This window comes from Neorhizobium sp. 05N33 (genome assembly GCF_056397445.1).
The window spans coordinates 1-14882 of the sequence record NZ_JBFTNK010000002.1 but is presented as its reverse complement, the minus strand read 5'-3'; the positions used below and the strand labels follow the sequence as shown (position 1 = coordinate 14882).

General features: G+C 62.0%; 17 protein-coding genes and 2 pseudogenes. 13 read left to right on the top strand and 6 right to left on the bottom strand.

Going from position 1 to position 14882, the window contains the following annotated elements; genetic code table 11:
* Positions 1-146 precede the first annotated feature (146 nt).
* Positions 147-1163, bottom strand: coding sequence for a polyprenyl synthetase family protein (locus AC1DLT_RS04335; protein ID WP_247138132.1), 1017 nt, complete (start codon positions 1161-1163; stop codon positions 147-149).
* Positions 1164-1269: 106 nt separating this feature from the next.
* Here AC1DLT_RS04335 and AC1DLT_RS04330 point away from each other — a divergent pair, with 106 nt between their 5' ends.
* Positions 1270-1491 (top strand): putative signal transducing protein, encoded by a 222-nt coding sequence (locus tag AC1DLT_RS04330; RefSeq protein WP_038584150.1) that lies wholly within the window; start codon positions 1270-1272, stop codon positions 1489-1491.
* 324 nt (positions 1492-1815) lie between these two features.
* The gene (locus tag AC1DLT_RS04325) at positions 1816-2616 is read left to right on the top strand and encodes a tRNA1(Val) (adenine(37)-N6)-methyltransferase (RefSeq protein WP_477486009.1); all 801 of its coding nucleotides are present in this window, start codon (positions 1816-1818) and stop codon (positions 2614-2616) included.
* Here AC1DLT_RS04325 and AC1DLT_RS04320 read toward each other — a convergent pair.
* A complete protein-coding gene (locus tag AC1DLT_RS04320) occupies positions 2585-3925 on the bottom strand; it encodes an Nramp family divalent metal transporter (protein ID WP_477486008.1) in 1341 nt (446 codons plus the stop codon). The genes AC1DLT_RS04325 and AC1DLT_RS04320 overlap by 32 nt on opposite strands.
* 167 nt (positions 3926-4092) lie before the next feature.
* Here AC1DLT_RS04320 and AC1DLT_RS04315 point away from each other — a divergent pair, with 167 nt between their 5' ends.
* Genes AC1DLT_RS04315 through AC1DLT_RS04305 form a run of 3 tightly spaced genes read left to right on the top strand, consistent with a single transcriptional unit; the run spans position 4093 to position 5336 of the window.
* Positions 4093-4959 (top strand): S49 family peptidase, encoded by an 867-nt coding sequence (locus tag AC1DLT_RS04315; RefSeq protein WP_038540399.1) that lies wholly within the window; start codon positions 4093-4095, stop codon positions 4957-4959.
* A 27-nt stretch (positions 4960-4986) separates the two neighbouring features.
* Positions 4987-5178: a hypothetical protein gene (locus AC1DLT_RS04310; protein ID WP_247138128.1), complete on the top strand. Its 192-nt coding sequence runs from the start codon at positions 4987-4989 to the stop codon at positions 5176-5178.
* Positions 5179-5183: 5 nt separating this feature from the next.
* On the top strand, positions 5184-5336 hold the full coding sequence (locus AC1DLT_RS04305) for a hypothetical protein (protein WP_247034483.1): 153 nt from the start codon (positions 5184-5186) through the stop codon (positions 5334-5336).
* Here AC1DLT_RS04305 and AC1DLT_RS04300 read toward each other — a convergent pair.
* Entirely contained in the window at positions 5333-5650 is a 318-nt protein-coding gene (locus AC1DLT_RS04300; RefSeq protein WP_477486007.1) for a type II toxin-antitoxin system RelE/ParE family toxin, read from the bottom strand. The genes AC1DLT_RS04305 and AC1DLT_RS04300 overlap by 4 nt on opposite strands.
* Positions 5650-5934, bottom strand: coding sequence for a hypothetical protein (locus tag AC1DLT_RS04295; RefSeq protein ID WP_247034481.1), 285 nt, complete (start codon positions 5932-5934; stop codon positions 5650-5652). The genes AC1DLT_RS04300 and AC1DLT_RS04295 overlap by 1 nt, the downstream gene beginning before the upstream one ends.
* A 146-nt stretch (positions 5935-6080) precedes the next feature.
* Between AC1DLT_RS04295 and AC1DLT_RS04290 the strand changes: the two genes are divergently transcribed.
* Positions 6081-7034: a glycine--tRNA ligase subunit alpha gene (locus AC1DLT_RS04290; RefSeq protein ID WP_037084957.1), complete on the top strand. Its 954-nt coding sequence runs from the start codon at positions 6081-6083 to the stop codon at positions 7032-7034.
* A gap of 30 nt (positions 7035-7064) precedes the next feature.
* Here the strand turns inward: AC1DLT_RS04290 and AC1DLT_RS04285 are convergent, their stop codons facing one another.
* Positions 7065-7262, bottom strand: a complete 198-nt coding sequence (locus AC1DLT_RS04285; protein ID WP_038584162.1) for a hypothetical protein — start codon at positions 7260-7262, stop codon at positions 7065-7067.
* A 200-nt stretch (positions 7263-7462) separates the two neighbouring features.
* On the opposite strand from AC1DLT_RS04285, the gene AC1DLT_RS04280 reads away from it, so the two are divergent.
* The 7 genes and pseudogenes from AC1DLT_RS04280 (at position 7463) to AC1DLT_RS04250 (ending at position 14493) form a co-directional block, all read left to right on the top strand.
* Positions 7463-8014 (top strand): LemA family protein, encoded by a 552-nt coding sequence (locus tag AC1DLT_RS04280; protein ID WP_477486006.1) that lies wholly within the window; start codon positions 7463-7465, stop codon positions 8012-8014.
* A gap of 87 nt (positions 8015-8101) precedes the next feature.
* Positions 8102-9376, top strand: coding sequence for a 3-phosphoshikimate 1-carboxyvinyltransferase (aroA, locus tag AC1DLT_RS04275; protein WP_477486482.1), 1275 nt, complete (start codon positions 8102-8104; stop codon positions 9374-9376).
* A 33-nt stretch (positions 9377-9409) separates the two neighbouring features.
* Positions 9410-11338, top strand: a complete 1929-nt coding sequence (locus tag AC1DLT_RS04270; protein WP_477486005.1) for a DUF2207 domain-containing protein — start codon at positions 9410-9412, stop codon at positions 11336-11338.
* Positions 11339-11372: 34 nt separating this feature from the next.
* Positions 11373-11489 (top strand): annotated as a pseudogene (locus AC1DLT_RS04265) (type II toxin-antitoxin system RelE/ParE family toxin); the annotation flags it as partial.
* A gap of 11 nt (positions 11490-11500) precedes the next feature.
* The gene (locus tag AC1DLT_RS04260; RefSeq protein WP_477486004.1) at positions 11501-11797 is read left to right on the top strand and encodes a HigA family addiction module antitoxin; all 297 of its coding nucleotides are present in this window, start codon (positions 11501-11503) and stop codon (positions 11795-11797) included.
* Between the two features lie 92 nt (positions 11798-11889).
* Positions 11890-14106 carry a glycine--tRNA ligase subunit beta gene (glyS, locus tag AC1DLT_RS04255; RefSeq protein ID WP_477486003.1) on the top strand — a complete coding sequence of 739 codons (2217 nt, stop codon included), beginning with the start codon at positions 11890-11892 and terminating at the stop codon, positions 14104-14106.
* 72 nt (positions 14107-14178) lie between these two features.
* Entirely contained in the window at positions 14179-14493 is a 315-nt protein-coding gene (locus AC1DLT_RS04250; protein WP_477486002.1) for a helix-turn-helix domain-containing transcriptional regulator, read from the top strand.
* 86 nt (positions 14494-14579) lie between these two features.
* Here AC1DLT_RS04250 and AC1DLT_RS04245 read toward each other — a convergent pair.
* Positions 14580-14882, bottom strand: a pseudogene (locus AC1DLT_RS04245) (methyl-accepting chemotaxis protein); the annotation flags it as partial.

Below are 14882 nucleotides of genomic sequence, written 5' to 3'. Positions count from 1 at the left end.
GAGCATGGCGATTCGGTGAGATACCGCCGCCAATTCCGCCCTATTGATTCACGATAGAATGGCTTTTTTGAAGCAGGTCCGCAAGGAAATCCCCAGCGCCGCATAGGCGCAGCGCCGGTCACACCTTCGTCAACGGACGCCGTATGTCAGTTGACACGCTGGATCGAGAAGTCGATGACTTCGAGAAGAGCGGCCTTGAGCGGCGAGGCGGGAAGCGGCGCCAGCGCATCGCGGGCGATCGTGCCGTAATGCAGGGCGCGGCCAATCGTGTCGTTCAGGGCACCGTATTTGTTGATCAATCCGAGCGCCTTTTCGAGGTTTTCATCGCTGCTTTCGCCCTTCTCGATCGCCTGGCGCCAGAAGGCGCGCTCGGCCTCGGTGCCGCGGCGATAGGAGAGGATGACGGGCAGCGTGATCTTGCCCTCGCGAAAGTCGTCGCCGACATTCTTGCCGAGATCGGCCGCCTTGCCGCCGTAATCCAGCGCGTCGTCGACGAGCTGGAAGGCAAGGCCGAGGTTCATGCCGTAGGATTTCAGCGCGCCACGGCCGGCCTTGTCGGCATTGGCGATGATCGGCCCGACTTCGGCGGCGGCGGCAAACAGGGCCGCCGTCTTGGCGCGGATGACCGAAAGATAATCGTCCTCGGTCGTTTCCATGTTCTTGGCGACGGAAAGCTGCAGCACTTCGCCCTCGGCGATCACAGAGGCTGCGGCAGACAGTACGTCGAGCGCTTCGAGCGAGCCGACATCCACCATCATCCGGAACGCCTGGCCGAGCAGGAAGTCTCCGACCAGAACGCTGGCCTGGTTGCCCCAGATCATCCGGGCGGTCGAGCGCCCGCGGCGCAGATCGCTTTCGTCCACCACGTCGTCGTGGAGCAGCGTTGCGGTGTGCATGAACTCGACGCTGGTCGCGAGCTTCACATGGCCTTCACCCTGGTAGCCGAACAGCGCCGCAGAGGCGAGCGTCAGCATCGGCCGCAGCCGCTTGCCGCCCGACGAGATCAGGTGATTGGCGACTTCCGGGATCATCTGCACGTCGGAGCCGGCCTTGGACAGGATCAAATGATTGACCCGATCCATGTCCGCCTTGGTCAGATCCACCAGCGGTTTGACGGATGCCAGTTTGTTTTTGCCTTCTTCAAGCGGTATGACGACGCCCAATGTCAGGCCTCCCTATCGAAATCTTTCAAACGACAATAGAAAGAGGCTGATAGTGCGGCAAGCGCAAATCGCATCCCGCCGGATATAATGGGGTAACAAACAAGCCATGCTGGAGATCATCCGCACCAACGACATCGTGATCCTGTCGCTGGCCCAGAGTCTGATGAAGGATGCGGGCATCCATTTCATGGTCGCCGACCAGTCGATGAGTGTGCTCGAAGGCTCGCTCGGGCTTTTGGCACGCCGGCTGATGGTGGATAGCGAACGGGCCGACGAAGCGCGGCGGATATTGAAGGATGCGGGGCTGGAAGCGGAGCTGCGGCCTTGATGCTTGTGAATCCTCGGTCTTCAGTTTTTCCGGAGCTTTAGCATTGAGCGTTCTCGCGGATCGCCCCCCTCTGCCCTGCCGGGCATCTCCCCCTCAAGGGGGGAGATCGGCTGGGCGCACGCTCGCCGCTTCAAATTTGACGTCTCATTCTGCGCACCAACGTGCGGCGTATCTTCTCGCGCATTTTTATCTGGCCTCTCTTCCGGCACGCCGTATTTGGAAGGGCGATGATCACGCCGCTTGTGATCTCCCCACCTGTGGGGGAGATGCCCGGCAGGGCAGAGGGGGGCTACCGACTACCAGCGCTCAATGGTGTCGCGAAGGATGACCACTCCAACCCATACCATCGACGCCTTCCATCGCGGCCGTTTCCACGTCATGCAGCCGAAGGGGGGCGGGCATCGGTCCGGCGTCGATGCGATGCTGCTTGCCTCGCTGGTCGCCGCCGACAAGCCGGTTAATGTTGCCGATCTCGGCTCCGGCGCCGGCGCTGCGGGCCTTGCGGTCGCCTCGCGGCTGGAACGGGCAAATGTTCTGCTGATCGAGAAATCGCCGCTGATGGCCGATTACGCTCGCAAGACCCTGGAGCTTCCGGAGAATGCCTTCCTTGCCGATCGCGTCGAGGTCCTGGAGGCGGACGTGACGCTCACCGGCAAACCCCGTCTTGCCGCCGGCCTCGTGGACGAGATCCACGACCACGTCATCATGAACCCGCCCTTCAACGACGCCAGCGACCGCAAGACGCCCGATGCCCTGAAGGCCGAGGCGCATGCGATGACCGAAGACCTGTTCGAAGCCTGGATCCGCACAGCCGGCGCGATCATGAAGCCTGGCGGGCAGTTGTCGCTGATCGCCCGGCCGCAATCGATCGCCGAGATCATCGCGGCCTGCGGCAGGCGTTTCGGCGGGCTGGAAATCACCGCCCTTCATCCCCGGCCCGACGAAAGCGCCACGCGCATCCTCGTCACCGCCGTCAAGGGATCGCGCGCCCGGCTGACATTCCGGGCGCCGCTTTTCGTGCATGGCGCGGACGGCCATGCCTTCTCACCGTTCGTGGACGACCTGAACAATGGCCGGGCCGCCTATGCCCGCCTCAGCCCGAAACGAAATCCACGAGCAGCTTGACGTTGAGGCCGGCGATCACGACGGCGATCAGCCAGGCAAGGCCGGAGAGCCAGATCGGCGCCACGAGTTCGCCCATCTTGGCCTTGCTGGCGGTGAACATGACGAGCGGGAAGACAGCGAAGGAAAGCTGCAGGCTGAGCACGACCTGGGTCAGGATCAGCAGCTCGGCCGTGCCCGCATCGCCATACCAGATGGTCACGAACGCGGCCGGGATGATGGCTATCCCCCGCGTGATCAGCCGGCGGATCCATGGCTGCAGCTTCATCTTGAGGAAGCCTTCCATGACGATCTGACCGGCAAGCGTCGCCGTCACCGTCGAATTCAGGCCGCAGCAGAGCAGAGCGATACCAAATAGCGTCGGCGCGATGGCAAGGCCGAGCAGCGGAGCCAGCAGCGAATGGGCTTCGCCGAGCTCGGCTACCTCCGTCCGGCCAGTGCTGTTGAAGGCGGCTGCCGCGAGGATCAGGATCGAGGCATTGATCAAGAGGGCGAAGCAGAGTGCGACGGTGGAGTCGATCGTCGCAAAGGTCAGCGCTTCCTTCTTTTCAGGCAGGGTGTGGCCATAGTTGCGGGTCTGCACGATGCCGGAATGCAGGTAGAGGTTATGCGGCATGACGGTCGCGCCGAGAATGCCGAGTGCCAGATAGAGCATTTCCGGATTGGTGACGATCTCGGTCGTCGGGAAGAAGCCGCGGATGACACCGCCCCATTGCGGATCGGCAAGGAAGATCTGGATCGCGAAGCACACGGCGATGACGCCGAGCAGGGTGATGATGAAGGCCTCGACCCAGCGGAAACCCATCTTCTGCAGGTAAAGGATGATGAAGACGTCGAGCGCCGTAATGAGTACGCCGAGCTCGAGCGGGATGCCGAAGATCAGGTTGAGGCCGATCGCAGTGCCGATCACCTCGGCGATGTCGGTGGCGATGATGGCGATTTCGGCAAGCGCCCAGAGCGGAATGGAAATCCATTTCGGAAACGCGTCGCGGCAGGCTTGCGCCAGATCTCGGCCCGAAGCGATGGCAAGACGGGCACAGAGCGACTGCAGCACGATCGCCATCACGTTGGATAGTAGCGCGACCGCCAGCAGCGCATAACCGAATTTCGAACCGCCGGCGAGCGAGGTCGCCCAGTTGCCGGGGTCCATGTAGCCGACTGCAACCAGGTAACCCGGGCCGGCGAAGGCAGCCATCCGTCGCCACCGAGATCCGGAGCGCGAGATGTTGACGCTTCGATAGACGTCGGAAAGCGATGCTTCCCCCCGTTTGTTCCGCCAGCCGCTGTCCTGCTTTGAACTTAAGACGTCCATCTTCACCCTATCTCCGTTCGTGGGGGAGATAATGCCTTATTGGAATGATAATGCAAGTCATTCGCAACTAGAAAATCAAAATCCTGCTTTCGGGGGCGCAGCCATTGTGTTTGAAATTCCGTCACATACATGCTCTGGCAGAGCCGAACGCGACAGAAGGAAAAGAAATGGCCGGGTTTTTGAAGAGGTTGATGCCGAAACGGTTCCGTAAGAAGGGGCTGACGATTCCCGTCGTCCGGCTTCACGGAGCGATCATGGCCGGCGGCGGCCAGTTCAAGCAGAGCCTCAACCTGGCCGGCGTGGCGCCGATGCTCGACAAGGCTTTCGCCAAGAAGGATGCCCCGGTCGTCGCGATCTCGATCAATTCGCCGGGCGGCTCACCCGTCCAGTCACGTCTGATCTTCCAGCGCATCCGTTCGCTGGCGGAAGAGAAAGACAAGAAGGTGCTGGTCTTCGTCGAGGATGTCGCGGCCTCGGGCGGCTATATGATCGCGCTTGCTGGCGACGAGATCTTTGCCGATCCGACCTCCATCGTCGGCTCGATCGGTGTCGTTTCCGGCGGGTTCGGCTTTCCGGAACTGCTGCGCAAGATCGGCATCGAGCGCCGCGTCTATACCGCCGGCGAGAACAAGGTGATCCTCGATCCCTTCCAGCCGGAAAAGGAAGGCGACATCGAATACCTGAAGGCGCTGCAGCTCGAAATCCACAAGGTCTTCATCGAGATGGTCAAGATGCGCCGTGGAGAGCGGCTGGCGGACGATGCGACGATTTTTTCCGGCCTGTTCTGGAGCGGGTTGCGTGGCCTCGAGCTCGGCCTGATCGACAGCCTCGGCGACATGCGCGAAGTCCTCAAGCGCCGTTACGGCAAAGATACCAGGCTGGAACTGATCGGCAGCGCCCGCACCCTGTTCGGCCGACGCGTGCCCGGCGTCGTTTTCGGGGAGGGTAAGGCCGGAGAAATCGCCGCGGGCGCAGTCACGGGACTTGCGGCGAGCCTGGAAGAAAAGGCAATGTGGAGCCGCTACGGCCTTTGAGGTCGTCAGGATAGCGCGAGAGGGGAAATGGCGCAGCTTTTATTTCTGATCATCGTCATCGGCGGCGGCTGGATGCTCTACAAGAAGTTCATCAAGGACGCCGAAAAACTGTCATCGCGCACCCGCCGCGAAGAAAAGGAACGCCAGACCGGCGCGATCGGCACCCTGGAAAGAGACCCGGCGACGGGAGAGTATAGGGTGAAGCGGGATGAGGAATAGGCCTCATGCCCGAGGAGAAGAAGTCTGCCGTGGCAGAGACTGATGCCGACAAAAGACGCGTGGCACTGGAAAAGATTCGTGCTTTCAAGTGGAAGCTTCCGGACGGCTGGAAATTCGATCGCGAGGAAGCCAACAGCCGTGATCCGAACAACGATTAAAGCCGTTCCCTCACCCGTGAAATCCAGTCGGACCCTGCGTAACTCACACAGAGGATGAAGACCGTTCGAGTCTCGTCATCGATGGTGACGCATATGACAGCCTTTTCCGCCGCAGGAATTGCCCGTAATCCTAGCAACAAGTCATCTCGAATCGAGCCCATTTTGGGTAAATCGGCCAGCCGGTAGGTCGCCGTTTCGATTTCCGCCAGCTTGCGGTCCGCGGTGATGCGCCCGGCATATTCTTCGATGAAACTATGAATATCGATGAGGTCTTGTACGGCCGCGGAGTGGTATTCCAGCCGGTAGATCGACATCACTTAGCCTTGTACTTTTCGTCAAGCCGTGCGCGGACGCGATCGAACATATTGTCCTTGTCCATGGATATCCACTGATCTCGCGGCAGCTCTGCGCGGCGGCGGATTTCGTCCTTCATGCCGATCAATGGGTCGTCATGGGCGGAACTTTCCTCGTCCCGCAGCAAGCTGTCGATGCCGGCTTCCAGCACTTTTTCGACCGAAGGGAACTGGCCGTCCTCAACGAGCTTTTCAGCAAGCCGCAGGGAGCGCTCGGACAAGGTGAAGCTGTTCTTGACGTTCATGGTCTTTCTCCGGAAGAACGGGCGGACCTTAACATGGATCGTGCCGTTTCGGCAGACCCCGCAACCGCCCCAAACGCATAAATCCTTGACCCGCGCCCCTGATGCGTGGCACTCGTCCGCATCCTCGAACCGACACAGATATGGCCATGACCGAGCTGCCCGACCACATGTCTCCGACCCGCTCCTTTCAGGGGCTGATCCTCGCGCTCCAGAATTACTGGGCGGACAAGGGCTGCGCGATCCTGCAGCCCTACGATATGGAAGTCGGTGCCGGTACCTTCCATCCGGCCACGACGCTGCGTGCGCTCGGACCGAAGCCTTGGAAGGCCGCCTATGTGCAGCCGTCGCGTCGTCCGTCCGACGGCCGTTATGGCGAGAACCCCAACCGGCTTCAGCATTATTACCAGTTCCAGGTCATCCTGAAGCCGAACCCGCCGAACCTGCAGGAACTCTATCTCGGTTCGCTTGCGGCAATCGGCCTTGATCCGCTGCTGCACGATGTGCGTTTCGTCGAGGACGACTGGGAAAGCCCGACCCTCGGCGCCTGGGGCCTCGGCTGGGAATGCTGGTGCGACGGCATGGAAGTCTCGCAGTTCACGTACTTCCAGCAGGTCTGCGGCATCGAATGCGCGCCGGTTGCCGGCGAATTGACCTATGGCCTCGAACGCCTCGCCACCTATCTGCAGGGCGTCGACAGCATCTACGAGCTCAATTTCAACGGCCGCGAGGGCGAGGAAAAGATCTCCTATGGCGATGTCTTTCTGCAGGCCGAGCAGGAATATTCCCGCCATAATTTCGAATTCGCCGATACCGCAATGCTGCACCGGCATTTCATCGACGCCGAGAAGGAATGTCAGGCGCTGCTCGCGGCTGGCGCTCCGGGGGCGAACGCCAACCAGATGCTGCACAAATGCGTCTTCCCCGCCTATGACCAGTGCATCAAGGCGTCCCACGTCTTCAACCTGCTCGATGCCCGCGGGGTGATCTCGGTCACCGAACGCCAGAGCTATATCCTGCGGGTGCGCACGCTCGCAAAGGCCTGCGGCGAGGCCTTCCTGATGACCGATGCCGGTGGTGTGAATTTCGGCAAGGCTGCCTGAGTTCGGACCTGGTCGCGTGTGGCGAACCGTTCAAACGGTTCCCGCCCATTGCGTGCCCAGCTGCCAGACGGGTTTGATCGTCGGGTAGGCGCCGGTCGGAAGCTGCCCCGCATAGATCTGCAGAAACCGGCGTGTGCCGGCCGGGGCCGGGGGCTTCATCATGACCCCGTACTGAAAAAACAGCACGGCAAACGCCAGCACATTGGCGGTTCGCGCTAGGCACGCCATGGCAATTCCATCCAGATTGTTTTGAGGTAGGGCCGAATCTTTGGAATCGCCCGTTTTCTGTAAGAGAATCTAGGGCATCCGGGCGATCGGAACTTTGCGGTAAGTCAAAAAATTGACCGCGAAAAATAATCGATGACTTCAACCACTTTTTTATACCACGCCTCTACTGTCCCATCGCAAGGCCAAGTCGGGAGACTCAGATGTACATTTTGATCGGCATAATTGTTCTCGTCGCACTCTACGTTGTTATGATCTACAACGGCCTCGTCAAAGCCCGCCAGATGGCGGAGGAGGCGTGGTCCGGTATCGACGTTCAGTTGAAGCGCCGCGCCGACCTGATCCCGAACCTGATAGAGACGGTCAAAGGATACGCGGCCCACGAAAAGGGTACGTTCGAGGAAGTCRTCAAGCTGCGCAACCAGGCGCAGGCGGTGCCGGCAGGCGATGTCGCCGGCCGCGCCCAGGCGGAAGGCCTGCTCGGCCAGGCACTTGGCAAGATCATCGCGCTTGCCGAAGCCTATCCGGACCTGAAGGCAAACCAGAACTTCTCCGAGTTGCAGGCCTCGCTCGAAACCATCGAGAGCGAGATCCAGATGTCGCGGCGGTATTACAATGGCGCTGCCCGCGACCTGAACGTCAAGGTCGAGAGCTTCCCCAACAACCTGGTCGCCGGCCAGTTCGGTTTCTCGAAGCGCGAATATTTCGAGATCGAGAACGCGGCCGACCGGGCGGTCCCGACCGTCAAGTTCTGAAATCCGTCATTGGACCTTCGTGCCGCAACGGTTTAAGAGCGCGGTCGGCCGCTCGTTGCGGCATTCCATTGGCGTTAAGAGACGAATATCATGGGTAGAGCCAAACTCACCATCCTGCCGCCGGGCAAGCCGCTTTCCGGGCGTGCCATGCCGCCGGGTTCCAAGTCGATCACCAACCGCGCGCTGCTTCTGGCGGGCCTTGCCAGCGGCACCAGCCGGTTGACCGGCGCGCTGCGAAGCGACGATACGCGCTACATGGCCGACGCTTTGCGGGCCATGGGTGTTTCGGTCGATGAACCGGACGAGACCACCTTCGTTGTGACGGGCAGTGGCAAGCTCCTGCCGCCGTCCGCCCCGCTGTTCCTCGGCAATGCCGGCACCGCGACCCGTTTCCTGACCGCAGCCGTCGCTTCGGTCGATGGCACCGTCGTCGTTGATGGCGACGAACACATGCGCAAGCGGCCGATCGGCCCGCTGGTCGCCGCCCTGAAGTCGCTCGGCATCGATGCCGAGGCGCCGACCGGCTGCCCGCCGGTGACGGTGCGCGGCAACGGTCATTTCGCCTCCGGCCGCGTCGAGATCGACGCCGGTCTCTCCAGCCAATACGTCTCGGCGCTGCTGATGGCGGGGCCGCTTGTCAGCCAGGGCGCCAACGCCCCATTGACGGTTGCACTGGCCGGCGCGGAAATCGGTGCAAGGGGCTATGTGGACCTGACGCTCGCCGCCATGCAGGCCTTCGGCGCCAAGGTCGATCAGATCGATGCGGCGACCTGGAAGGTCGAGCCGACCGGATATCGGGCGGCGGATTTCGTCATCGAACCGGACGCGTCGGCCGCCACCTATCTCTGGGCTGCGGAAGTCTTGACCGGCGGTGCCATCGATCTCGGCGTGGCGGCCACCGCCTTTACCCAACCGGATGCCAAGGCCTATGAGGTGATCGCGCAGTTCCCGCACCTGCCGGCCGAAATCGACGGTTCGCAGATGCAGGATGCGGTGCCGACGCTCGCGGTGCTCGCCGCCTTCAACGAAACGCCGGTGCGTTTCACCGGCATCGCCAACCTGCGCGTCAAGGAATGCGACCGGGTGAGGGCGCTCTCGCTCGGCCTCAACGCCATTCGTGAAGGCCTTGCGACGGAAGAGGGCGACGACCTGATCGTCGCCTCCGACCCGTTGCTTGCCGGCCAGACCCTGCCGGCCGAGATCAATACCTTTGCCGACCACCGCATCGCCATGAGCTTTGCGCTGGCCGGGCTGATGATCGGCGGCGTCACCATTCTCGATCCCGATTGCGTCGCCAAGACCTTCCCCAGCTATTGGGACGTGCTGGCCTCGCTCGGCGTCGAATATACGGACATAGTTTAAGCGGAAAACCCGCCGAAGAGGAGGAATGTCGTGATGCGGTGGTTCTCCGGCTTTTGCCTGGCTCTGCTTTTCTCGCTGTCGGCGGCGCTGCCCGCCGCGGCGGAAGAATATATCCGCTCCTATCATTCCGACATCCAGGTCGCCGACAATGGCGACCTGACGGTGACCGAAACCATCATCGCCAATTCCGAAGGCGACAGGATCAAGCGCGGTCTGTTTCGCGACTTCCCGCTAACCATGACGGACGCCAACGGCCGCACCGTGCGGGTCGGCTTCGAGGTCGTTTCCGTCATCCGCGACGGTCAGGCCGAACCCTTCCATACGGAAAGTGTTACCGGCGGCATCCGCATCTATTCCGGCGACAAGGACGTGTTCCTCCGCGATGGCGAGCACACTTTCGTCTTCACCTACAAGACCGACCGGCAGATCCGTTATTTCGACGATCACGACGAACTTTACTGGAACGCCACCGGCAATGGCTGGGAATTCCGCATCGCCCAGGCCTCGGCGCGGGTGACTCTGCCGGCCGCCACGCGGATCACCCAGACCGCCGCCTATACCGGCCCGCTCGGCTCCACCGCTCGCAATGCCCGCATGCAGGCGAATGGCAATCAGGCGGTGTTCTCGACCACGAGGCCGCTCGGCGCGCAGGAGGGCCTGACGATCGTCGCGAGCTTTCCCAAGGGGGTTGTAGCCCCTCCGTCCAGGGATCAGCAAAGCGAATGGTGGTGGCGCGACAATATCGGGACGATCATCTCGATCGTCGGCCTCGTCCTTGTCATCGGGTATTATGCGCTTTTCTGGGTCCGCGTCGGCCGCGATCCGGATCGAGGCGTCGTGGTGCCCCGCTGGGATGCACCTGATGGACTGTCGCCGGCCCTCGTCAACTATATCGACAACAAGGGCTTTTCCGGCGGCGGCTGGACGGCGTTTGCCGCAAGCGCGCTTGATCTTGCGGTCAAGGGTTACGTGACGCTGGAGGATCTCGCGGAAAAGATCGTCATCCGGCGCACCGGCAAGGCCGCGCCGAGGGACGTGCCGATCGGCCAGGCCTCCATCCTCGGCTCCATCGACGCCAAGGGGCAGGAACTGATCATCGACGAGGCGCACGGCACCTCCGTCCAGTCGATCGGCGCAAGCTTCCGCCAGGCAATCGAAAAGGAACACCGTGGCAGGTATTACAACGGCAACAAGGGTTATGTGATCGGCGGCGTCGTGCTGAGCGTGCTTTCCATCGTCTCTCTGATCGTTTTCGGCAATCTCGAACCGGATATGATCGCGACGCTGATCATCCCGGCTTTTTTTGCCGTGGTCTTCGGAGTGCTTGCAGCCGCCTTCGGCAAGGGCCTGCGCCGCGGTTCGTCGCTGATTTCGAAAATCGTCTCGGTCGTCATCCTCGGTTTTATCGGCTTGGTGGCCCTGTCGATCGGCTCGGCGGTCCTGGTGGGGATCATGTCGGAAATGACCGGCGACGAGCACTGGCCGATCATGGTCTCGGTCGGCGGCATCGTGCTCGCCAACGTCATCTTCTTCTTCCTGATGGGCGCCCCGACGCCGCTCGGCCGCAAGCTGATGGACGGTATCGAGGGCCTGCGCATCTACCTGACGCTCGCCGAAAAGGACCGCATGAACACCGCCGGCGCACCCACCATGTCGCCGCAGCATTTCGAAAAGCTGCTGCCCTATGCGGTGGCCCTCGGCGTCGAAAAGCCCTGGAGCAGCACCTTCGAGGTCTGGCTTGCGAGCGCCGCCGCGGGCGCTGCCGTCGGCGCCTATGCGCCAGGCTGGTATAGCGGCAATTACGGCTCCAATTTCGGCGACCGCATCGGCAGCTTCTCCTCCTCGATGGCCTCCACCATCGCCTCGACCATCCCAGCGCCAAAATCCTCCTCGTCCTCCTCCGGCTTTTCCAGCGGTTCGTCCGGCGGCGGCGGAGGCGGTGGCGGCGGAGGCGGCTGGTGAGATTGAAAGATGTATCGTCTCGTGATACATAGGAGCGAGGCATGGCGACCGCGCAGGGCAGCACTCCATCCGCATCAATGATCAGTGGCGCATCTGCTTCGTCTGGACGACGGCCGGTGCCGAACAGGTTGAAATTGTCGATTATCATTGAAAGAGACGAGCATGGCGAGCCTTCTTCCTCCCGTTCATCCCGGTGAAATCCTTCGTGAAGAATACCTGGGCCCGCTCCATCTCAGCGCCGGCGCGCTGGCGAAGAAGCTGAATGTCCCGCGCACGCGCATCGAGCGGCTGGTTGCAGAGCAGACGTCGGTCACCACCGATACCGCTCTCCGCCTCGGCCGGTTTTTCGACACCACGCCGGAATTCTGGATGAATCTCCAGACGAGTTACGACCTGAAGGTCGAAAGTGCCGCAAAGCGCGAAGAAATCGCCGCGATCCCGGTCATCCACGCCGCCTGATTGCCCGACTTTCCCCAATCCGCTGATGACTTTTGGCGACGGGCTTGCTAAGGCCACGCCCTGTTGAACAATCATCAAAAAGTTGATTATCGATGCCCGATCTGCTTCTCGAACTCCGCTCGGAGGAAATTCCCGCCCGCATGCAGCGCAAGGCGGCGGGAGACCTGAAAAAGCTCGTCACCGACGCGCTGGTGGAAGCGGGCCTGACCTATGAGGGCGCGCGCGAATACTGGACGCCGCGCCGCCTGACGCTGGATATCCGCGGCTTGACGGCGCGCTCGGCAGATCAGCGCGAGGAGCGCAAGGGGCCGCGCACCGACGCGCCGGAAGGCGCCATCGCCGGCTTTTTGCGCGGCGCAGGCCTGTCGTCGGTCTCAGAGGCGCAGGTCGTCAACGATCCCAAGAAGGGCGATTTCTACGTCGCGGTCATCTCCAAGCCCGGCCGCCCGGCGGAAGACATCATCGCCGAGGTGATGCCCGGCATCATCCGCAATTTCCCCTGGCCGAAATCGATGCGCTGGGGTGCCGCCTCCATGCCGAAGGGCGCCCGTTTCGCCGGCATCGACGGCAAGGGTCCGGAAAGCCTGCGCTGGGTGCGCCCGCTGCAGTCGATCGTCTGCGTCTTCGGCCCGGAACATGAAGAAACCCAGGTCATCCCCTTCGAGATCGACGGCCTGACGGCCAGCAACATTACCTACGGCCATCGTTTCCACGCGCCTGACGCCATCACCGTGCGGCGTTTCGACGACTACGTGACGAGCCTCGAAAAGGCGAAGGTCATGCTCGATGCGGACCGCCGCAAGGACGTCATCCTGCACGATGCCCGCGACCTCGCCTTCGCCAACGGCCTCGAACTGGTCGAGGACGAAGGCCTGCTGGAAGAAGTCTCCGGCCTCGTCGAATGGCCGCATGTGCTGATGGGCGAGTTCGAAGAGGACTATCTCGAAATCCCGGCCGAAATCATCCGCCTGACCATCAAGACCAACCAGAAGTGCTTCGTCACTCGCCCGCAGGCCGGCGGAGAGGGGCTCTCCAACCGCTTCATCCTGATCTCCAACATCGAGGCGAAGGACGGCGGCAAGGAAATCATGCACGGCAACGGCAAGGTCGTGCGTGCCCGTCTCTCCGACGCCAAGCATTTCTGGACCCGCGACCAGGGCGACATGCCCGATCTCGGCACGCTGGAAGAATCTGCGGCGAAGTTCGACCTCGACCTCAGGAAGCCGCTCGACCAGCGGATGGCAAAGCTCGACGCGCTGAACGTGACCTTCCACGCCAAGCTCGGCACGCAGGGCGAACGCGTCACCCGCATCCGCGCTTTGGCTCAGGAGCTGGCAAAAGTCACCGATGCCGATCCAGCCCTCGTGGATCGCGCCGCCGTGCTGGCGAAGGCCGATCTTCGCACCGAAGCCGTTGGCGAATTTCCCGAACTGCAGGGCCTGATGGGCCGCAAATACGCGATGCTTCAGGGTGAGGACGCCTCGGTTGCTGCCGCCATCGAGGATCACTGGAAGCCGAATGGCCCGTCTGATCGTCTTCCGGAAGACAAGGTCGGCCTAACGGTCGCCCTTGCCGATAAACTCGACACTCTGGTCGGCTTCTGGGCGATCGACGAAAAGCCAACCGGCTCTAAGGACCCGTTTGCGCTCCGCCGCGCCGCGCTTGGCGTTGTGCGTATCCTGCTGGAGCGGAAGGTGAGGCTCCCGCTGAATTCGGTCTTGCGCGTAGCAATGCTGCCAGTCGAAGACATCAAGCCATTTGTTACTGACGTGTCAAAGGATGTCTGCGTCACGGATCTCCTGTCCTTCTTCCATGACCGCCTGAAGGTCTACCTGCGCGATATGGGCGCGCGACACGACATTATCGATGCCGTGCTGACGTTTGGAGCCGACGACCTCCTGATGGTGGCCCGCCGCGTCGAGGCGCTGACGGCGTTCATCACTTCGGAAGACGGCAAGAACCTGCTCGCCGGCACCAAACGCGCCGTGCAGCTGCTCGCCGCGGAAGAGAAGAAGGGCACCGTCGTCGCCGATGGCGTTTCGGAAGAACTGCTGAGGCTCGATGCCGAAAAGGCGCTCTGGGCGGCGATCGTCGTCGCCTCGAAGGAAGCGGCCGAGGCCGTCGCCAAGGAAGACTTCCGCTCGGCCATGGAAGCCCTGTCGAAACTCCGCGCCCCCGTCGACAAATTCTTCGAGGACGTGCTCGTCAACGACGAGGACGCCGCCATCCGCGCCAACCGCCTGGCCCTCCTGAAGGCCATCCGCGAAGCGACCGCGACCGTCGCGGACTTTTCCAAGATCAGCGGCTGAACGTCCTGGCGCTATTGGATGGTGGTGACGCATATGTTACCATCATCCAATAATCCAGGAAGGGAAGCTGAGATGGCCCTGACACGCGAATTCAAGGAAACGGTGATGGCCCGGCTGGATCAGGATCCGGCGTTTCGCGCCGCGTTGCTTTCGGATGCGGTCGAATTTCTTCTGGAAGGCGATCTCGAAACCGGTAAGAGCGTGCTGCGCGATTTCATCAACGCCACGATCGGTTTCGAGACATTGGCCGAAAAGGTCGATATACCAGCCAAGAGCCTGATGCGAATGTTCGGGCCAAAAGGCAATCCGCGCGCCGATAATCTGTTCAATGTCATACGGCAATTGCAGGAAAGCTCGGGCATCCACCTGGCAGTGGCCGCCGCCTGATCTTAACCCCCCAAACAAAAAACCGCCGGATCCTTCGACCCGGCGGTTCCTCCGTCCCCTGTATGGGCCCACGTCTGGGATTGGCGTCAGCTGGCGCGGCGCATCTTCTGTGCGACGCGGTTGAGGCTGCCGGCGCCGGCATTGTAGCCGGTGTCCTGGTTGGCGTTGATGCGGAAGCTGCTGATCAGGTTCAAGAGTTCGTCGGTATCGGCGGCAAGCGCCTCGGCCGAGGCGGTCGTTTCTTCCGCCATCGCCGCATTGTGCTGGGTCGCCGCGTCGAGCTGGTTCAGCGACGACGAGATCGAGCGCAGCGTGGTGTCCTGTTCGGAGGCCGAATGGGCGATCTTGCCGACGATGTCGCTCGCCGCCTTCACCTGGTTGGAGATCCG